Source organism: Pseudoalteromonas distincta, assembly GCF_005877035.1.
In the GTDB taxonomy this organism is placed as follows: domain Bacteria; phylum Pseudomonadota; class Gammaproteobacteria; order Enterobacterales; family Alteromonadaceae; genus Pseudoalteromonas; species Pseudoalteromonas distincta.
Genome location: NZ_CP040558.1, coordinates 428622 through 450199, shown reverse-complemented (window position 1 = coordinate 450199; position 21578 = coordinate 428622). Strand labels below are relative to the sequence as shown.

Annotated in this window: 15 protein-coding genes and 1 pseudogene; 6 read left to right on the top strand and 10 right to left on the bottom strand. The window is 39.1% G+C overall.

Annotated elements, in window-relative coordinates; translation table 11 throughout:
• Positions 1–210: 210 nt before the first annotated feature.
• The 4 genes from FFU37_RS01990 to FFU37_RS01975 form a co-directional block, all read right to left on the bottom strand.
• On the bottom strand, positions 211–444 hold the full coding sequence (locus FFU37_RS01990; RefSeq protein WP_039485228.1) for a ChaB family protein: 234 nt from the start codon (positions 442–444) through the stop codon (positions 211–213).
• A 16-nt stretch (positions 445–460) separates the two neighbouring features.
• Positions 461–1030, bottom strand: coding sequence for a superoxide dismutase family protein (gene sodC / locus FFU37_RS01985; protein ID WP_138488580.1), 570 nt, complete (start codon positions 1028–1030; stop codon positions 461–463).
• Positions 1031–1618: 588 nt separating this feature from the next.
• Positions 1619–2113: a general stress protein gene (locus FFU37_RS01980; RefSeq protein ID WP_002958042.1), complete on the bottom strand. Its 495-nt coding sequence runs from the start codon at positions 2111–2113 to the stop codon at positions 1619–1621.
• A 212-nt stretch (positions 2114–2325) separates the two neighbouring features.
• On the bottom strand, positions 2326–3558 hold the full coding sequence (locus FFU37_RS01975; protein ID WP_138488579.1) for a Vgb family protein: 1233 nt from the start codon (positions 3556–3558) through the stop codon (positions 2326–2328).
• Between the two features lie 350 nt (positions 3559–3908).
• Between FFU37_RS01975 and FFU37_RS01970 the strand changes: the two genes are divergently transcribed.
• The 3 genes from FFU37_RS01970 to FFU37_RS01955 all read left to right on the top strand — a co-directional run bounded on the left by FFU37_RS01970 (position 3909) and on the right by FFU37_RS01955 (position 6447).
• Entirely contained in the window at positions 3909–4154 is a 246-nt protein-coding gene (locus tag FFU37_RS01970) for a DUF4235 domain-containing protein (protein ID WP_002958040.1), read from the top strand.
• A 384-nt stretch (positions 4155–4538) separates the two neighbouring features.
• Positions 4539–4847, top strand: coding sequence for a hypothetical protein (locus FFU37_RS01965; protein ID WP_138488578.1), 309 nt, complete (start codon positions 4539–4541; stop codon positions 4845–4847).
• 556 nt (positions 4848–5403) lie between these two features.
• Complete coding sequence (locus FFU37_RS01955; RefSeq protein ID WP_138488577.1) at positions 5404–6447, top strand: acyltransferase family protein; 1044 nt, start codon at positions 5404–5406, stop codon at positions 6445–6447.
• Between the two features lie 191 nt (positions 6448–6638).
• Here the strand turns inward: FFU37_RS01955 and FFU37_RS01950 are convergent.
• Positions 6639–7955, bottom strand: a pseudogene (locus tag FFU37_RS01950) (carotenoid oxygenase family protein).
• A gap of 214 nt (positions 7956–8169) precedes the next feature.
• Positions 8170–8589, bottom strand: coding sequence for a DUF2141 domain-containing protein (locus tag FFU37_RS01945; protein WP_138488576.1), 420 nt, complete (start codon positions 8587–8589; stop codon positions 8170–8172).
• A 147-nt stretch (positions 8590–8736) separates the two neighbouring features.
• Here FFU37_RS01945 and FFU37_RS01940 point away from each other — a divergent pair, with 147 nt between their 5' ends.
• From FFU37_RS01940 to FFU37_RS01925, 3 genes are all read left to right on the top strand, one after another.
• Complete coding sequence (locus FFU37_RS01940) at positions 8737–9582, top strand: LytTR family DNA-binding domain-containing protein (RefSeq protein WP_138488575.1); 846 nt, start codon at positions 8737–8739, stop codon at positions 9580–9582.
• Between the two features lie 547 nt (positions 9583–10129).
• A complete protein-coding gene (locus FFU37_RS01935) occupies positions 10130–11278 on the top strand; it encodes a PA0049 C-terminal domain-containing protein (protein ID WP_138488574.1) in 1149 nt (382 codons plus the stop codon).
• A 400-nt stretch (positions 11279–11678) separates the two neighbouring features.
• Positions 11679–15809: an esterase/lipase family protein gene (locus tag FFU37_RS01925; protein WP_138488573.1), complete on the top strand. Its 4131-nt coding sequence runs from the start codon at positions 11679–11681 to the stop codon at positions 15807–15809.
• Positions 15810–16311: 502 nt separating this feature from the next.
• Here the strand turns inward: FFU37_RS01925 and FFU37_RS01920 are convergent.
• From FFU37_RS01920 to gcvT, 4 genes are all read right to left on the bottom strand, one after another.
• Positions 16312–16596 (bottom strand): addiction module antidote protein, encoded by a 285-nt coding sequence (locus FFU37_RS01920; RefSeq protein WP_096793685.1) that lies wholly within the window; start codon positions 16594–16596, stop codon positions 16312–16314.
• Between the two features lie 310 nt (positions 16597–16906).
• The gene (gene gcvP / locus FFU37_RS01915; protein ID WP_138488572.1) at positions 16907–19798 is read right to left on the bottom strand and encodes an aminomethyl-transferring glycine dehydrogenase; all 2892 of its coding nucleotides are present in this window, start codon (positions 19796–19798) and stop codon (positions 16907–16909) included.
• 175 nt (positions 19799–19973) lie between these two features.
• Complete coding sequence (gene gcvH, locus FFU37_RS01910) at positions 19974–20363, bottom strand: glycine cleavage system protein GcvH (protein WP_002958029.1); 390 nt, start codon at positions 20361–20363, stop codon at positions 19974–19976.
• A gap of 73 nt (positions 20364–20436) precedes the next feature.
• Positions 20437–21519, bottom strand: a complete 1083-nt coding sequence (gene gcvT, locus FFU37_RS01905; RefSeq protein WP_002958027.1) for a glycine cleavage system aminomethyltransferase GcvT — start codon at positions 21517–21519, stop codon at positions 20437–20439.
• Positions 21520–21578: the final 59 nt, after the last annotated feature.

Here is a 21578-nt window from a genome sequence, read left to right as displayed (position 1 = left end):
ATTGGCTAATACAAATAAATAATAACGCAAGTTTAAACTAAACTCACATTCGTGTTTAAAGCAGTACTTATGGTTTTGCTTACCAATTTCACTCAAACACGCCGTAAAGTATTGTTTAAACAGGTAAATATAAAACGAGTATATAAAAAACCGTTACATCAGCTGTAGCGGCTTTTTAATACTTCAGCCTTGTTGTTAGTTTGATCAAAACTAATTACTCGACTTTACCCAATTTCCATTATCATTTTTGCTATAACTATTTTTAACCGCCGACCAAGCTACTTTGTGCGCTGTTGTTTCGCGGTCATCATCGTTTTTTCTATCGCTAGGGTCCTTATAGGTATCCCACGCACTATTAAACGCCTCTTGATATATCTCTTGAGCATGTTTAGGTAAGTTACTTTTTACCGACTCAGGTAATTCATCACGATTTTTATATGGCATAACTTGCTCCTTTTATTTACTCAATTACGCCACAAGCAACACGTTTGCCACCGCCACCTAATGGCTTTGGCTTATCTGCATAGTTATCACTTCCTTCGTGAATCATTACTGCGTGTTGTTTAAGTTTTTCAAGCGTGAGCCTTGGCGCTAAAACAGGCGATTTAGCTTGACCACTTTCATTTACATACAACGCCGGTAAATCGCCTAAATGGCCATACCCCCAAGGAGCATCATGATGCTCGCTAGCTTTTGGATCGAAATGCCCACCAGCGGCGCCCCCCGGCACAACTTTATCGCCTTTTTTCTTGGGTTCACAACTTGCAAATTGGTGAACATGAAAACCATGCTGCCCCGGTGTTAAACCTTTTAAACTTGGTGTAAAAACAACACCGTTATCATTTTCTGTTAGTGTAATAGTACCTAGTGATTGCCCTTGACCTGACTTAGTTACTTGGTGCATTTGAACTTTTACATTAGCCAGTGCGCTATTTTGTAGTAACACACCGGTAAGTAGTATCGCAAAAGCTGGTTTTAAAACACGGGTTGAAAGTCTTTTAGCGTTTGAATCAAACTGCAAACAATTCATCGTCATCTCCTCGTTTAGTATCAAATTAATAAAGCAATAACGCTAAATTAAGCGACTATTAAACAAGTAGTTTCAATGTATATACCAGCCCTACGCGTAAACATGAATTTATGTATAATTTATTTTTAATCTATTGATTAAAAAGTAAATTTATAGTTTTTATTACGTTTAAATAAATAGCTAATTAATTAAAAAAACTGACTTTCATCCAAAAGTTAAGCAAAAACCAAGGCATATTTACAAACAGAATGGCAACTTTACAAAACTCATAAAAGAAGACTACCAACACTCCAACCCAAAAAGACAAGCCAAGTTAAAAAGTAGCTATTAAAAAGGCCGTTATTATATACGCGGTAGTCTCGAGAGTTGGTGTTGTTAGGGGGGCCTTACGACATGTAATAAAAAGCGCCTATCTAAATAAGTCTTTTCTATAATCAAAGCATGTTTAAAACCAATTTACTTATATATGGAGTTTATTTAATGACAAAAAATTACGTTAATATTTACGATTTCTCCGCCGTTAAAAACGAAAAAAAGGTGAAACTAAGTTTCACCTTTTTAATTAATTTTGAAACTAATTAGTTAGCATTAAGCCGTAGAAACGTTACTTGCGCCTGCATTGTTAAGTATTTCTTCAATAGCGTTTTTGTTGTCACTATCGTACTTAACACCAATTAATATAGAGCCCTTTTCAATGGCATCTTCATAATACTTAATTTCGTGCTCAGGAATAAATGCACCAATTGCAGCACCTAAAGTACCACCTACTGCGGCGCCTGCGCCACCAGCAGCAAATGCTGCGACTAATGGTCCGGCAACTAATAAGCCCGTACCACCTGTTGCTACAGTACCTACTGCAGTAAAACCGCCAATAATTGCAGCAAGAATACCACCTGAAGCCGCGCCTACAAGGCCACCTTCAGCGGCTTTTGTACCTTCGTCTACAGCAAAATCTTCCTTTGCGTATGAGTCGTTGGCTACAATGCTTATGTCAGCTTCATTAATACCTAAAGCTTCTAATCTATAAATTGCGAGTGTTGCTTGTGATGCACTTTCGAATAACCCAGTAATAACGGTACTCATAATAACTCCTTTATTTTATTTAAGAAAATACACTTACTACAAAGCAAAACCCGAACCAAAAATTTAACTATTAAAAATCAGTGCTTTACATAAATTATTGTATCAATTTACTTATTTAAAAGGTAAAAGTTGCTAAGCTTTGTAAAAAACTCCTACCTAATATAAGAAAACTTACTAGTAAGCAGTACGCAGCTTTAACATAAAATAAATTATTACTTACTCCACGTAATTTCAGCTAATTGGTTGGTCGCTGTTTGATGAATGATCAACCCATTATTCCCCATGCGCATATGCCTAATTAAGCCAGAGTAGACTCCTTCTTTACTCGGAATTTGCCAGCTTTGCATGGTTTCGGTATTAAGGTCGAACCTTACTAAGGTTTCAGGGCGTTTAGCTGACTCGTTAAACCAAATGGCGTTATCTGCATATTCAATTGCATACGGGTGGCTGTTTTCACCACTGGGATTATCCCACTGCGTTATTTTACCGTTTTTGGGGTTATAGCGGCCAAGTTTACCCATACCAGAGTTAACATAAAAAACCATATCGTCAGGCGTAATGGCTAATCGCCTAGTATGCGTTTTAGCGCCTGGGAGTTTAATCTCACTAAGCTCCATGGTATTTTTATCAACTTTAACCAAACAGTTACTACCATTACACGACACCCACGGCGTACCGTTTGAATCGAGCTTAATACCATATGGGCGTGAGCCTTTAGTGGGTAAAGTAGCCAATTGAATATCGCCAGTTGTAGGGTCTAGCTTGCCAATCATATTGCTATGCTGGAGGGTAAACCAAAATATTCCGGCTTCATCAAATACACCAGTATGCGGGTCGCGGGCATTTTTATTTGGCATTTTATACACTTTAAATTTTTCGGTTTTTAAGTCTAAATATCCAACCGTGCCATTTTTATTGCCTAAAAACCAAGGGGTTTGATTTTTATCAAGCGACACACTGTGCGCATAGGTACCACTTGGCAGTGTGTACTCTTTCATATCGCCGGTTTGAGGGTCTAACCTGCCTAAAATATTACCCCACTGGCCAACCCACCAAATAATGCCATTTTTATCTTGCACCGGATCGCGAGCGCGCTGCCCAAGCGTTGGCACTTGCCAGTACTTAAAGCTAAGCTTTAAATCGCCAGCAACAACCTTAGACTCGCGCTTAGTGTTAACAGGATAATGCTCAGCTAAATAAGCACTTATATCTTTATTAAGCGCGGTATCTGCGCCCGCATCAACCATATAGCTTATTAATGTTTGCCAGTCCTGCTGGCTATAACCCGCGCTGCGCTCAAGGTTAGTTAAACTATGGCAACTAGCACAAAGCTGCTCAACTACTGGCCCCTTATCGTTGCTCAGCACTGGTAGCGGTGCAAACAAAGTGCCCGACACAGCCATTACCAAAACGTATTTATTAAATAAAAATCGATTTTTACTCATAACGCCCTCCCTTGTTTTTTAATATTAAAGCATAGGGTGAAAGTGTTTACTATCTGTACAGCAATGAGTGCGATAAGCCGGCTAGAAGGTGAGTTAAATTGCAGAGTTAATATCTAAAAAGAAGATTTTGAGCAGAGTTGCGCTCGCTCTACAATGGTTATTTAGCTTGTGTACAAATGTGGTGAAAGTGTGATGTGAGTGTGGTTTTAAACGACTAATTTGCATAAAACAAGAACGCCCTAATTTAAAAGCGCCTCAGCCTATCGGTACATAAATTGCTGTTATTAATATTCTTACTTAAAGAGTTATACATAAATAACGCTGCCGTTATTTATAAAAAGGAGAACATTATGAGTAATAAACAACTAATTACGACAATAGGTATAGGTCTCGCCGCTGCATCCGCAGGTATGTTAACAAGGAAAACTTTACAAAAATCGTGGGAAAAGGTTACCAACGAACCAGCTCCAAAAGATAGACCAAGCGAAGAAACAGATCTTAAAGAGGCCGTTACATGGGCAGTAGTCTCAGGTATTGGTGCGGGTGTTGCAAGAATGGCCGTACGTTATGTACTAGACAAGCGCCGATCCAAATAAACCTTCCCTATTAATACCTCTTATAAGTATTAAGCGTAATACGGTAAGGCTCTAAAGGCGGCTTGCGACAACCACTCCCCAGTTGTCGCAAGCAACTTGGCAAAAGCCTAGGTTAAGGTTACTTAACTATTGAGTTAAAAAATGGATTAATACCCAAATCGGGGTTCAGTGATGAAACTTAAAAAGTCGGATGGCGCGGCTGCGCCACTTATCCGACCTACTTAGATTGAAAAACTGGAGGTGCCTTGCAACATGACCCTTTATTTTAAGCAAATACACTCTATTGGACATTAACTCCCTTTCAAAGTTGTTGCCTGCCTACAAGCTTGCGTATAATGCCCACATTCCGGCTGCATTTTTAAGCCGCTAACTTGGATTTTAATAATGAAAAAACTCTCTGCAGTGCAAATAAAACAGCAAGCGCTTGTACTTAATACTGCTGAAAAATTAGAAGAGCAAGGCCGCACTGAGCTACCTGGTATGTTGCAATGCTGGTTTGATGTGGAATATCACTTATTTCCAAGTTCACTACTGCTGTGCTTTCAGTTTGAAAACGAGCAAGCCTTAGCAGCCGCAGAGCCAGATTTATTAAAATGGCAAAAACGCTTAAGCGGCGCAATGCTTAAAAAAGGTGTGATTTTAAAAGATATGCGTAAACATTTAGTGTTTACCTTAAAAGGGCCAGATGATTAAACTAAGCTTAAGTAATAGCAGGTAACCCTAACTAATATCCACAGTAAAAAAACGTGGATACTACCGCGCTCGTTTATAAATCGATATTTGAGTCTGTAATACGAGCAAAACCTGCTTGAGCTTATATAGCGGCAATTAATTACTCAATTTCTCATATTGTCCTAAGATCAACTGCTGATCTTTTTGTTCAGCAACCACAAACGAAAAAACATAGTTGCCCTCTCCCCCATTCTTAAATCACTAATAACAACCTGTTTATTTTGTTGATAAACACCTTATAGTCCTTTGGTAAATCGTTTTAATAACATGGCCCGCTTTGCATCATTGAGCTTAGTTAGCAACGCGTTTTCTGTAGGTAAAATTGAATATCAATGTTTTAACTTCATCAAGCACAGATACATAAACCTCAAGGTGGCATTTTGGCGATACATTTTAAGTAGTAATATTTACCTCGTTTAAATTTGTAAGCCCTGAATACGTATGTAGTGGGTATCTATCGCACCACCTGAGCAGTAACATAATTATAACGTATATTTAACGATAGATGACTCTGCCTATGTCTTCACATATTTATCATTTACAAGCCTTTAGAGGCATTGCGATCTTAAGTATTGTCGCAGCTCATGCGTGGTCATTTGCTATTTTTTGGACTGGCGATTTAGATTCTCTCGGTTTAAAAGCGCTGTTTTACTCAACTGAATTATTGTTTCACGGCAGCACACTATACTTCGCCATTATCTCGGGATTACTTTTCAGCAAAGTTTTACAGAATAAAGGATGGATTTCATTTTATAAGAGTAAAGCACTAAATGTTGTTTTACCCTATGTTGTCGCAAGCACAATAGCGACAGCTGTGTACTGGCAATATTACCTTGCTGATGGTGCAGCAACCGATATATCGTTTATTACCACTGTCGCCACAAATCTAGTATCCGGAACCGCAGCTATTCAATTTTGGTACATACCGATTTTATTGGTACTTTTTATATTGACACCATTGCTAAATTTTGTGAATAAACGCGCGCCAAAGCTTATGCTTCTTTTTGCATGTGTGCCCTTAATTATATCTCGCAGCGCCTTTCCTGATTTTTTAAGCATGCAGAGTTTGGTGTATTTTTGTGGTGCATATTGTTTCGGAATGATAATAGGGAGTCATTACGAAAAGACGATGGCTACGGTCAATCAATATAAAACGTGGTTAATCGCTTTTACTGCCTTAATCAGCGCAGCCATCCTTATCCAATATATTAATGAATATAAAGTAGATGGATGGTATTCATCTCGACAAACTCTTTTCTACATTCAAAAAATCTTAGCTTGTTTACTAATCTTAAAGTGGCTTCAAAATATTGAAACACGTCTACCCAAAGCCATATGCAACATTGGTGAATATTCGTTTTCTATTTATTTTTACCATGTGTTATTCGTTGGTTTTCTAATTATGGGCCTGCAAGACTACATTCAAAGTCACCGAGATGCCTTCATTATCGGCTTATTAGGTATTGCAAATATGATTGTTGGAGTCGGTACAACAATGGCCCTCGCATGGCTAATAAAGAAACCAGTAGGGCGACACTCACGAAAGCTAATCGGCTCCTAACGTATTGTTACAATTAAATAAGGGTTGTGGTGAGTACTTGTCGTTCGGATAAGAGTGTGTGGTTCCTCAATGTTTGCTCCCTTTCGTTTACAATATGAAGTGAGTGTACTCACTCCACAAAGTGATTAAGGTCTGACATTCGCAACACACTTAACAAAATAAAAGCAAACAACGTTATTTTTAATACTCTATTAAATAGACATAAAATTTCCATGAAAACCAAGTGGTATTGAATGAGGCAGCCATGCCTTACAAACAGGGCCTTCACTCACCCTACTCGCTTTAAATATATTTACACAGGTGCGCTTTGAAGGCACGTGTAAAGCAGTGCCAACTAGGTAACCATTTCCTTCTTTTTGTGAGGTATCAACCACAATGTGCTCTTCTACTAGGTATTCTTTACCATATGTAAATATATCCTGTTTTCCTGTATTAGTATTAATAACACGCACAGAGTCACTCCACACATCACTTTCAATGGAGGATAATGTAACTAAAGTATCGTTTTTTAATCCCGTTAAATGATTATAAATACGAGGAAATTCACTCACCCCTGATAAGGTTTCTTTCTTAGTTTGGCCATTTTTATATAATGTAAAAAATGTTGTTTTAGCCGGCTCAGGATGATTAATCCTACCTTGCATAATATCACTCATATAATGCAAGTTATCTAAATTTGGATAAAGGCTAGCATCAAAGCGAATATTACCTTGCTGATCTTCCCACGCATTTCCAAAGTGAAAAGCAAATCCCGGTTCGAGGTTATATTCTCTTTTTAATGTCAGCGTTTCCTTATCAACAACGAGCACTCGCATTGGTAACTGTTTAGCAAAACTAATAGCGCCAAAAAATGTATTATTAGTTTTGTCTTGAATAATAGAAGGCAAAATAATAAGTAAGTGCTTATGAGTAACTAAGAAGTCGTGCAACATGCCGCCACGGTAATTCGTTTTTAAAATATTAACTTTTTGCGTAATCCCTTGTTTACTTAAATGGTACAACACAATATCGCCAGTAGTAGTGCTACCAAAATTCCAAATAGTGTCATCGGGATCTACCTTAGGGTGAGCTGAAAATGCCAACCCTTTTAAACTACGGCCATACTTAGTGTTTTAACCAAGATCAACCAACCCTTTTGTATTGAGCGTATTCGCGTCAAGTGCGGTTGCTGATCCGGCTTCCCAAAGAGCCCATAATTCACCATTTACTGGTAATACATTTATATTGGCTGTATTAATACTGTCAGGGCCAGTAACTGAACGGCTATGCTTCAATTTGCTGTCGGGGCCTGAAAATAAAAACTTCTCTGCTTGCTGCTCTTGGATAAATTTATCTGTATTAACAAATTTTGCCTGATGGGTCACCCCCTCTTCAGAAAATGAAAACTGTTGCACCATGCCATCACCTTCAAATAAATGTGAATAGCGTTGCTCCTGCCTTTGATGTATTGCAGGACCGTTTCTATAAAATGCCCCTTTAAAATCAGCTGGTATTGCTCCTTCAATCATCAGTGTCTGCGGGGGGATATTTTGCTTTAATCCAACAAAGCCCTGTAAATTTGGATTGATTAATAAAGCCTTATTAAAGCTCTGCGCGTTCTGCTTTAATAAATCACCTTCGGCCGAAGATAAATTAGCAAAAGATGGTAGCGGAGCAACCGCTGCAGCAATAGATAAGCTAAATATATTTTTAAGTACCTCTCTGCGTTCCATATCGGTGCCCTCAATAGTTAATAGTAGAGTGAGTTTTAACAGGCTGTTGAGCAACCTCAAACGACATTTGTTCATAGCTTGGAGGACCAAAATTCACAATGGCGTTATTTGAAAAACCATATCCTTCAACTGGTAAGCCAAATAAGTTGGTATCCATGCTGCCATTGTTGTTTTCATCATGAAAATAGCGAATAGCGTAATCACCTGCTTCAATGTCGCTAAACGTAACACTAACAGTGCCCTCTTTTGCTTTGACTATCGTGGAACTATAAGGCTTATTACTTTTATAGCTTTGTTTACCTTTATACAGTTGTATGTAAAGTTTTCCATGATTATGCTGAATAGATTGAATATCAAATTGCACCGTTTGTGCCGATACAGGTACTATTACTAATGTAAATGAAAGCGCTGAAAGCTGTAATAAGTTCATGGTATTTCCTACTCCTAATAAGTTAGATTGACGGAGCCCTCTTGGCTCGTTGAAATAACAATAAGGTTAACAACCAACACCTTCCACAGCGCTTTCGTAAGCTATACAGTAAACTTCGTAAAATAAATAAAAAAACTAGGAGTTCAATTGACGAATCGTGAAATAAACCATATTAATCAGTATGTAAGAGGGAGCTGGGATAAAGGAAGTATTTTATCTGACTGCGTGGTTGTGGCTATTTTTGTGCTTTTTTTAACGTTTCTAAAACCATTTGGTATGCATGAAATTAGCTTTTTATACAGCGGAGCTTTTTGGACAATCATTTGCTTTAGCGGCTATGGAATTTACTCACCTACAATACAAATTTTATCCGTATGGTTGTTGAAATCCTTACCTCAGCCTTATAACAATGCAGCAATTAGGCTAATTATTTCAACACTCACGGCCAGTGCCATCATGGCTCTTTTGACCCCCTTAATCATTAACCTATTTTTTAACTCGCTTGAAAATTACTGGCAATCGCTCCCCATGTCTTTTTTTGCGTGTGTATTTATTGGCGGAGTTATTGCGGGTGTAAGTTCTATAAAAAGCATCTTAATACAACAAAATCAACAGTTACAGCAAAGTGAAAAAGCACTTACTGATGAGTCTGAAAAAATCGTAACTATTCAAAATCAACAAGTAAACGACCTAATCAACGAATTACCACTAGAAAAAAGAGGTCGATTAATTTGTCTACAAATGGACGACCATTACCTAAATATAGTTACAGATAAAGGCCAGCACCTATTACTTATACGGTTTAAAGATGCTTTATTAAAATTAGAAAATTACGATGGTTTTCAAACACACCGCTCTTGGTGGGTATCGCGTGAAGCAGTTGCTGCAAGTAAAAAAGAAGGCAGAAAACTTATACTTATTATGGAAAATGGTTTGGAAGTACCAGTATCACAAACCTATTTAGCAAACGCCAAAGCAGCTTTAAATATTTAGCTAAAAAAGAGCCTCTAGCAAACTATGAGAGCTCCACAGTTACTTAATTATCAAAGTGACTTAGGCTTTATTAATAGTAGAGGCGTCTGTAGACAATTTTGTAAAACTTTTCGAGCTATCGCCCGACGCGCCAGCAAGCTAAGCGCCTACAACCAATAGCATTGGTATTTATCTGTAGCTGAATTTATTACATTGGCTATGCGTTGGGTTTCGCCTATCCCAAACCAACCTACAGTTGTTGCCCGTCTACAAGCTTTTGAATAATGCCCGCATCCCGACTCCACTTTTTAGCAGCTCGCTAATTTGCGATTTTATTAATAGAAAAACACTCTGCAGTGCAAATAAAACAGCAAGCGCTTGTACTCAATACTGCTGAAAAATAAGAAGAACAAGGCCGCACTGAGCTCCTTAGTATGTTGCAGTGTTGAATTGCATAACAAACAACAAAAGCAAATATCAGTCGATTCAACGTTAATTGGTTGCCCTAAGTTAGCAATAGTAGGATAGTAAATTACACATAAAACAATAGCTTTATCTTAGGAGTATTATGATCAAAGTATTATTAGCGACCAGCTTAATTGCCTCTTCATTCGCTGCTTTAAGTAATCCTTTAACTGTTGAAGAACAGCGTATCAACAAAGCCCAATCAGCAATGCCAAATGTTTTAAATGCATTTACCCCACAAGTATCAAGTTTTGAGCAACAATTTAAAGAATTAAACGACTTTAAAAGTGCAAAAATTTTAGTACAAAGCTTTAGCTTTGAACTGTGGGAAAACGCAAAACAACGCATAATAAAAACTAATAACTACGACGACCGAGAGCTTTACTGGGCACGCCTGCTTTCAAGCGAAGTAATACGCACAACGTCACCTAAATTTTCAATTACGCAGGCTCAACTAAATACTTTACTAACCCTACTTGAGGACGGCAGCAGAGGCCGTACCGATCTTGCTTTTTCATCAGGCAGCACTAAAAAAATATTACTTACAGGCTTTGACCCATTTTTACTCGATAAAAATATAAACCAAAGTAATCCCTCAGGTGTTGCGGCGTTATTACTCGACGGCCAAGTTATTAATTACAACGGCATAAGCGCAGAAATTAACACCGTTATGGTGCCTGTACGCTACGAAGATTTTGATCAAGGCATAATAGAGTCGCTACTTGCCCCCTACTACGCACTTAATAATGTAGACATGGTAGTAACCGTAAGTATGGGCAGAACAGAATTTGATTTAGAGCGTTTCCCAGGTAAACGCCGCAGTGTAACCGCCCCCGATAATGCCAATATTGTATATGGCGGAACGCAAACAAGCCCAGTAATACCAAAACTTAATGGCCGACCACTCCCGGGCAACGAGTTTGTAAAATTTAGCTTGCCTGTAACTTACATGCAACAAGCCAAAGGCCCTTATAAAGTTATCGACAATCATGAAGTCACCACGCTTGAAAAAACCTATAAAGCGGGTTCGTACGGTGAGCTTAAAAATAGTATTGCGGTAAATGGCGGCGGTGGTGGTTACCTGTCTAACGAAATATCGTACCGAAGTATTCGCCTGCGCGATGCGCTTAATTCAAGTATACCTACAGGGCATATTCATACCCCACGTATACAACAATTCGAACCTGAAACAGAAGCTAAAATAGTAAAACAAATAAAGGCAATGCTAGAGCAAAGCTTAGTAGCGCTATAGTTAATAACTACTAGTTTAAGCGCGTAAAAAAGGGCAATAATATTGCCCTTTATTTTCTCACGCCCTCTGCCACGGTTAATCACATGGTAAACGCATTCTTAAACTCTATTCGCAGTGGTCTAGACAGAGTAATTAACTCAATGAGCAATAAACTATAAATCTAGGTACTTGGTATGTAGTCAAAACTTTGCTCTTCATATGATGGGATTAATCTAAGTTAGGGGACATTGTGAACCGCTGAAGATATACTCATTATTCAAGAGTTAGCGCTCTATTTAAAACTCAATGAAAAAACCGCTTACCGATTAGCTAGCTAAGGTAAACTTCCTGACTTCAAGGTCAGTGGTAGCTGGCGTTTTAAACGTGTAGATATTAAACAATGGATTGAAGAGAAAGAACAGTGGCAAAAATAGTACTTAGGTCAGATTCTGATGAGATAAAAGATATTCATGTTATTTTTCTACATGGGCTAGGAGGAAGTGCTAACAGCACTTGGCTTAAAAAAGGCTCTAAAGATGAAGCTTGGCCAATGTGGTTAGCTGAAGATAATAGCGATCTAAACATATGGACTGTTGAATATTCCGCACCAAAATTATCTTTCAATAGCACTGGTATGGGTATCCCTGACCTAGCTACCAATATATTTGAACATATGCTAAAAACTCCTCAGCTATCTGAAGGCGAAATATTCTTTGTTTGTCATAGTCTTGGTGGGTTAATTACGAAGCAAATACTTAGAATTGCTCATGATCAAACTAATAGAGTCGAAGCACAACAATTTTTAGGCAGAGTGTCAGGTTCGGCTTTTTTAGGAACTCCTCACTTGGGCTCTGACATAGCTTTACTTGGCCATAATTTAGCTGCTAGAGCTCTCTTAAAGTGTACTACTTTATTAAAGCCATCAGTAGCCACTGCATCTTTAAGTAGAAATGATCCTAATTTAAGAGAACTCAACACTTGGTATAGAGATTGGTCTTCGAATGCCCCAATAAGACACCTTATCCTTACAGAAACAAAGAAAATGTATGGTGTAATACAAGTTGTTAAGCCTGACAGTGCAGATCCAGGCTTACCGGAAACTAGAGCTATTCCTATTGAATCTTGTCACGAAAACATCTGTAAACCAGCAGACAAAGAAGACGAAATTTACACACACGTCAAAGGCTTTATATCTCAAAAAAAAAGAGAATTTCATGAGCTATGGATAAATTCTAGGTTTTATAACGATACAAACTCATGGGAAGGATATAATAACTGGGCAAATTGCCCCCATGGAACATCCGGTGAATATTTCTTTGATGAACAGGTTAGGTTACTCGATTCATCGTCAAACAATAATGAAGGACATAAAGGTTTAGACGGCTTAAACCTTATTCGCGGTAAATTACTAGAAAAAAAAGCATCGATTAGACTTGTTGGTTTATCTGGTGTTGGAAAAACTAGATTTGTGCAAGCTTTATTTGATGAGCGTATTGGTGAAAATCCATTACCCCATAGGGCTGTATTCTATACTGATATGGCCAACGCTCCAACACCAACGCCACAAGCTCTGGCAGAAAAAATCGCGGGAGAAGGCCGTAAAGCAGTTTTAATTATAGATAACTGCCCACCTGACTTACATAGATCACTTACAACCCTATGCAGCGTTGAAAGCAGTAACACCAACTTACTGACTGTCGAATATGATTTAAGAGAAGACCAACCAGAGCAGACTGAAGTATTCTCTTTAGAGCCATCTTCAATCGAGCTTATAGAAAAAATACTTAACGCTAGATATCAGCACCTAGGTCAGCAAAACTCTAGAACAATTAGTGAATTTTCAGGTGGTAACTCAAGAATAGCTTTGGCTTTGGCTGAAACAATAGGTAAAGACGAAAACATTTCAAGTCTAAGGGATGAAGAACTATTTAGAAGGCTATTTTATCAACGCCATACCAATGAAAAGTCACTCGAAAAGGCAGCTCAATATCTTTCACTAGTTTATTCATTCCAAATTAATAGTGATAAGCTATATAGTGATGATATTACATTTCTCAGTAACCTATCAGAAATTCCTTCAAAAACTATGTTTGAATCGGCAATAGAACTAAAACGTCGAAACTTAGTTCAGCAACGTAGTAAATGGATGGCTGTATTACCCCACCCTATTGCTAATAGGTTAGCCAAATATGCGTTAGAAAATATAAGTTCCGCTATTATTTCCAGTAACTTTAATGAATCTACAAACGAGCGATTATTAAAGTCATTTTCTAGGAGACTAGGCTACCTACCTCAATGTGAAGAAGCTAAAATCATCGTTAATGATTGGTTAAGTGAAAATGGGCTGTTATATAAACTATATACAAAAGGCAAAAATAAGCTTGCTTGGATATTACTTAATAATGTAGCACCTATTTCAACGAAAGAAGCTTTATTTCACATTGAAGCTTTAGCTAAACAGCCTGAGTTTTGTACACGAAAAAATAAGCAATTTACCGAAATAACAAGGCTTATTAGATCTATTGCATATGAGGAACAGTATTTTGACACATGCGCTAAATTGTTATGCCAATTCACACTATCTGAAGATAAAACTGAGAATTACAACTCTATCAGAAATATTTTAAAATCACTGTTCCAACTATATTTATCTGGTACTCATGCAACCAAAGAGCAGCGATTAAATGTTATCAATAATTTAATTGCTAGCGATACTGAGAATAGCATTGAGCTAGCTTTTGAGCTTTTAGATTCATCTCTAGAAGCTTGGCACTTTTCCTCACACCATAGCTTTGATTTTGGTGCAAACCCAAGAGACTTTGGTTACAGACCAAAGACCAACCAAGATGTTGAAGACTGGTATAAACTATTCATCGAATATACAGCTGAGTTAATAGCCAGTGATTCTCAAGTTTCGTCATTCGCAAAGAAAATACTCAGTAAAAACTTACGAAGCTTATGGCGAGTAAGTTGCCTTAGAGATGTAATTGAGAAGATATGTGTAGAAATAAGCAAATCAGGAATGTGGAGCGATGGCTTTGAAGCAATCCACTCAATATTGAGGTTTGACTGTAGTTCATCAAATGAAGATAATATTCAAAGGTTAAAGTCAATTTCTGAACTACTATCACCAAATTGTATTCTGGACGATATAGATATGTACGTTTTAGCTGAACCGTGGAAATTTTATGACCTAGAGGAGATGGATGATAATGGTAAAGTAATTGAGCGTGGGTATAAAAAAGGGCACGAATACTCTATTGAACTAGGTATCCAATTAGCAAACAGACCGCCAAAAGAGTATGAAGATATTCTTCGCAAACTACTATCATACTCAGAAATAAGCTCTAATTTATTTGCATTCGGCAAAGGTTACGCTGAAGGAGTAAAAAATAACTCTGAAGCATTAACTAAAGTGATAAGTGTATTGGAGAAACTTCCAGAAAAAGAAAGAAATCTTGATTTTTTATGTGGCCAAATATATTACCTTTCGACACATAATATCGCACTGACTAATCATTTCTTAGATAGCCTTCTTATTCATCCTATACTTAAACAACACTTCATCAGAGTTCAACTAAGCTACCAGATTGATACAGAGTCTACCGCTCGTATTATTCAATCGCTACAGGAAAATACATGCCTAATAAGGGAGTATAACGACCTCGCACCTGGACGAAGGCACGAACCAATACCTGATGAAAAGTTATGCGAGATTTTGGATTTGATTTGGCACAAAGAATGTGGGCAGAACGTTGCTATCCATATATTATCTATGCGTTTTCATGGGCTAAAGCAAAACCAACACTATATTGTTTCAGACTTGCTTAAAGAGAAATCTGCATCATTTTTAGCATTATTCGATTACCCAGAAGAAAGAGGACCTTTGGGAGGCAGCGATCATAGCTTAACCCAAATAGCCAATGTCTGCTTTTCTGCTGGTGCAAATAAAGAGTATGCTTTAACTGTTCTAGAGGCAATTAAAGCGAAAATTTTGAAACATATAATTGGCCGATATGATTTCCCTGAATTTATGTCTACAGTTATTCAATTACACCCAATATTAGCTCTTGAAGTATTTATAGGTAGTAATGCTGAAGTTGAAACACAGATAAGAAATGCAATAAAAGGTAAGTTTGATAAGAAAGTAAGCCCATTTTCTAAAGTTGATATGAAAAGCACGCTAGATTGGTGTAAAAGTAATGGCAAAGATAGTTACCCTGTACTCGCATCTATAATTACGCCGTACCAATCAAATGAAAAATCAATTAAGTGGACACCACTAGCAATAGAGCTATTAAACTCCTGCCCTGAACCAGCTAAAGTTCTAGATGAGTATCTCACAAGCTTCAGCCCGAATGGATGGACAGGCTCAAGAGCAAAAATACTTGAATCACGATTACCATTATTTCAGCCATTAATAGATTCAACTAACGAAGAAATATCAGCATGGGGTATTGCTAAAAAAGTTCAATGGGAAGCATATATTGCTAGTAACTACGAAAGAGAAACAGAACGTGATTCAGAGAGCAATGAGAGGTTTGAGTGGTAGCTGTGAATTCAACAGAAAATAGAGGGCCAGGTCTTGCTTCTTGCCAAGACCAAACAATGACCTCACGTTTAACACCCTCCCCCGTCATCACGCCCTGAAAATAAGCAATTGATGAGTAATATCGCGCATGGAAGCGCGATAAGGCGAAACTAGGCCATGGATGGCCTATCTTCGTCGTTTACGTTCACATCAATTGTGGTTTGAAGGAAATAGCGTGATGCTCGGGGCGCCGTGGGGTTCCAAGGGGCGGTCGGCGGTAGCCGCCCCTTGGTTGCCGCCAGCAATCTGGCAAGAAACCTTGAATAAGGTTTCTAATATTTAAAAGTACGAAACACATTAACATTATCGGTGACGATAACCTCAAACACCTATTCAAATACTTATTCGGGCTGCCGCCCGCGCGTAAGCAAGCTAAACGCCTACAATAAATAACACATACTCTTGGTTTTTGAGCGAGTAAGTATATTTGTGAATTGTTGGGTTTCGTTTCACTCTACCTAGCCTATGCAACTTGTGTTGTAAGGCGAAAGTTAAGTGCTTTCATCACTTTAAAAATAGTTTCCCAACGTGGTTTAGTTTTACCGTTAACTGCTTTATATAAGCTTTCACGGTTTAACCCCGTTGCTTTAGCAATATCACTCACGCCATGCTTTTTAACTAATAAGCCAAGTGCTTCAATAAAGGTATTTGGATCATCATCAGCTAAACACTCTTCTAAAAATGTATTGATTTCTTGCTGTGTTTCCATATAGTCAAACGGGTTAAAATCTGATGTTTGTAGCGTCATAGTAATTACTCCAATTTATTCAACTTGCCAAATAAATGTAGCCTAAAGGCTACGAGTGCACAATGTTATTTATAACTTTAAGGCTGCCGCCAGCGCGTCAGCAAGCTAAACGCCTACAATAAATAACACATACTCTTGGCTTTTGAGCGAGTAAGTATATTTGTGATTCGTTGGGTTTCGTTTCACTCTACCCAACCTACGCCCATATAATTTATGTGGAATCACCACACACAAAAAAGCCGCTACATTGCTGCAACGGCTTTTTCAATTTTATAAATTCCCAATCTTTAATTGGAAATTTTAAAAATTATCAATCTCTATATGTCTCAACCGCAGGGCATGAACACACTAAGTTACGGTCGCCGTATACGTCATCAATACGTGTAACGGTTGGCCAGAACTTGTTTTTAGCTACTGCAGGCACTGGGAATGCAGCGTAAAAACGGTCGTATGCACGGTCCCATTCGTTACCTAACACGTCGCCTTGTGTATGCGGTGCAAACACTAGCGGGTTGTTTTCGATTGACCATTCGCCAGAGATTACTTTTTCAATTTCGCCTTTAATTGACACCATTGCTTCGATAAAGCGGTCAATCTCACCTTTTGATTCAGACTCAGTTGGCTCAATCATTAATGTGCCAGCTACTGGGAACGACATAGTTGGTGAATGGAAGCCGTAATCTTGCAAGCGCTTAGCTACGTCCATTTCAGTAATGCCTGATTGCTCTTTAAGCGGGCGTAAGTCAACAATACACTCGTGAGCAACACGGTTGTTACGACCACGGTATAAAATTGGGAAGTGCTTGCTTAGCTCATGCGTTAAGTAGTTAGCATTAACGATTGCCATTTCAGTGGCTTGTTTTAAGCCCTCGCTCCCCATCATGGTAATGTAAGCCCATGAAATAGGTAAAATAGCGGCTGAGCCGTAAGGCGCTGCTGATACTGCACCGTTACCAATGTTAGTACCTGGTACGTTAATTACGCTATGGTTTGGCATAAACGGCGCAAGGTGCGATTTAACACCAATTGGGCCAACACCTGGACCACCGCCACCATGTGGAATACAAAACGTTTTATGCAAGTTTAAGTGCGATACGTCTGAGCCAATAAAGCCTGGGCTTGTTACACCAACTTGTGCGTTCATGTTAGCGCCGTCCATGTAAACTTGGCCGCCGTGCTCATGAATAATGTCACAAATTTCGCGAATGGTTTCTTCGTATACGCCGTGCGTAGACGGGTATGTGATCATGATGCACGATAAGTTTTCAGACACTTCCTCAGCTTTCGCTTTAAGGTCGCTCATGTCTACGTTACCGTTTTTGTCGCAGTTAACTACTACAATTTTCATGCTCGCCATTTGCGCTGATGCAGGGTTAGTACCGTGCGCAGAGCTTGGTATTAAACATACATTACGGTGTGCGTCGCCGCGTGATTCGTGATATTTACGAATCGCGATTAAGCCTGCGTATTCACCTTGCGCGCCAGAGTTTGGCTGAAGTGATACTGCATCGTAACCGGTAATGTTTACTAGCCAGTCGTGTAGCTCGCCAATCATTATTTGGTAACCCTCTGCTTGATCAAGCGGGCAGAATGGGTGAAGGTTTGCAAACTCAGGCCACGTAATTGGGATCATCTCAGCAGTCGCGTTTAGTTTCATGGTACATGAGCCTAACGAGATCATTGAGTGATTAAGCGATAAGTCTTTGCTTTCTAGTCGCTTAATGTAGCGAAGCATGTCTGTTTCGCTGTGGTAGCTGTTAAAGTTTGGATGCGTTAGTACTTCGTCATCACGTACTAAACTTGCAGGAATTGACTCGCTGCTATTTGCTTCAACGTCGGCTGCAATAGCGTCAACACTTAGGCCATGGCCTTCGCCTAAAATAATATCGAATAACTCAGTAATATCGGCACGTGTTGTTGTCTCTGATACCGAAATTGAGTACTCGCCTTCGTGATTTGTTGCAAAGTTTACGCCTTTTGCAATTGCACGCGCTATTACGTCGTCTTTGCTATCGCTTACTACTGTTAGCGTATCAAACCAAGTGCTGTGCTTAAGTGCGATGCCTTTAGCTTTAAGGCCACTTGCTAAAATATCAGCAAAGCGATGTATACGCTGCGCGATAGTTTTTAAGCCTTGTGGACCATGGTATACCGCATAAAACGCTGCCATATTGGCAAGTAATACTTGCGCTGTACAAATGTTTGAGTTGGCTTTATCGCGGCGAATGTGTTGTTCGCGCGTTTGCATTGCCATACGTAGTGCATCGTTACCTAAACGGTCTTTAGATACACCAATAATACGACCTGGTAATGAACGTTTGTATGCGTCACGTGTTGCAAAAAATGCAGCGTGTGGACCGCCGTAACCCATAGGTACGCCAAAACGTTGAGCCGAACCAAGTACTACGTCTGCGCCTAGTTTACCCGGTGCTTTTAATAGTAATAAACTCATTATGTCGGCAGCAACACAGGCAATGGCCTTTTTGCTTTGTACGCCAGCAATTAGGTCAGTTATATCTACCACTTCGCCTGATGTAGTTGGGTATTGGAACAATGCACCAAAAATGTCGTGGTTTATGGCATCTTCTGCTTTACCTACAATTATTTCAAAACCAAACTGCTCGGCACGCGTTGTTACTACGTCGATTGTTTGTGTGTGTACATCGTCTGCAATAAAAAAGGCATTTGCTTTTTTAGCTTTTGATACGCGTTTTGCAAGGCCCATAGCCTCTGCAGCGGCTGTTGATTCGTCAAGTAGTGATGCGCTTGCTAAATCAAGACCGGTTAAATCTAGGGTCATAGTTTGGAAGTTTAATAATGATTCTAAACGCCCTTGTGCAATCTCTGGCTGATACGGTGTGTACGCTGTATACCAACCTGGATTTTCTAGTACGTTACGTAAAATTACGTGCGGTACGTTAGTTGGGTGGTAGCCTTGGCCAATGTACGATTTGAAAACTTTATTTTTGCTGGCTACTGATTTTAAGTAGCTTAGTGTTTCAACTTCAGTACGGCTTTGTCCAACTGTTAGCGGTTGTTCTAGACGAATGCTAGCCGGTACAGTTTGGTCAATGAGCTCTTGCACACTCGATACTTCTAAAGCACTTAGCATATCGCTTACTTGTGCTGGGCTTGGCCCAATATGGCGGCGAATAAAATCTTGCTTTTGCTCTAGTTCTTCAAGAGATTTGGCGTTTGACATGTGTCCAGATTCCTATGATCCAAAAAATGTGGCTACTGCTGATGGGTAAACAGCAATAACTTAAAATTCTTATGATTTAACAGCCTACTTTGTATGGAAAAGTTAACTGTAAAATCATAAAAGCCCCGATATCTAAATAAAACACGCGGGGCTTTTAGTTATCTACAAAGAATAATTATTCTTCGTCGATAGTGTGCGAGTAACCTTCAGCGTCTAGTAAGTTGTCTAGCTCAGACTCGTCAGATGCTTTAATACGGAATAACCAACCGTCGCCGTAAGCGTCGTTGTTTACTGTTTCAGGTGAGTCTTCAAGTTCTTCGTTAATAGCAACAATTTCGCCACTGATAGGTGCGTAAATGTCTGATGCTGCTTTAACTGACTCTGCTACTGCACAGTCTTCGCCAGCGTCTACTTCGTCGCCAACTTCTGGTAATTCAACAAATACCATGTCGCCAAGAAGTTCTTGTGCATGCTCAGAAATACCAACAGTAAATGTACCGTCGCCTTCGTTACGAACCCACTCGTGTGAAGGTGCGTATTTTAACTCGCTAGGAATGTTGCTCATTTTATTTGTCCTTTGGTTTATATTGGGAGGATACCAATCACAATAATTATTGTGATTGGTATAACCAAATTATTTAAATTATTGATTTACCGTTACGTACAAAGCTAGGCTTTACTACTTTAACGTTTACTAATTTTTTACGCATTTCTACTTGAGCTGTATCGCCTGTTGAACGTGGTACACGTGCAAGGGCTACACTAAAACCAAGTGTTGGTGAGAAAGTACCTGAGGTAATAACCCCTTCACCACCATCAACAATTACTTTAGAACCGCTACGCAAAACGCCTTTTTCTTCAAACACTAAGCCAACTAGTTTGTCAGTGCTTTTTTCTGCGCGTTGCTTAACAAGTACGTCACGACCAATAAAGTCACGATCTTCTGGTTCCCATGCAATGGTCCATGCCATGTTAGCTGCAAGTGGTGATACGCTTTCGTCCATATCTAGGCCGTAAAGGTTCATACCTGCTTCTAAACGTAGCGTGTCGCGTGCACCTAAACCAGCAGGCTTAACACCTGCGTCTAGCAGTTGTTGCCATAAATCGGCTGCTTGGTCGTTCGGTACTACTATTTCGTAACCGTCTTCGCCAGTATAACCCGTTGTGGCAATAAATAAATCACCTACTTGAACACCAAAAAACGGCTTCATACCTTCAACAGCAGCTTGTTGCTCAGCATTTAAAAGAGTGGCTGTTTTTGCTTTAGCGTTAGGGCCTTGCACTGCAATCATTGCAAACTCTGGGCGCTCTGTAACAGTTACGTCAAAGTCGCTCGATACGTTAGCCAAATGCGCTAGGTCTTTTTCGCGCGTTGCTGAGTTAACAACTAAGCGGTAAAACGTTTCACTAAAGAAATAAATAATTAAGTCGTCTATTACACCGCCTTGCTCGTTAAGCATGCCTGTGTAAAGCGCTTTGCCTGGTACGGTTAATTTTGCAACGTCGTTAGCTACTAGCTTACGTAAAAATGCTTTTGCTTGAGGCCCTTCAATATCAACAATAGTCATGTGTGATACGTCAAACATACCTGCGTCGGTACGTACGCTATTGTGTTCTTCTATTTGTGAGCCGTAGTTGATTGGCATTTCCCAGCCATGAAAATCAACCATTTTTGCGCCCGCTTCTAGGTGCTTAGCATGTAGTACAGTTTTAGAAGTCATAACATTCCTTCACGTTTAAATTAACCCTGTTTAGGGCGTGGCTTAAATAGATATAAAAA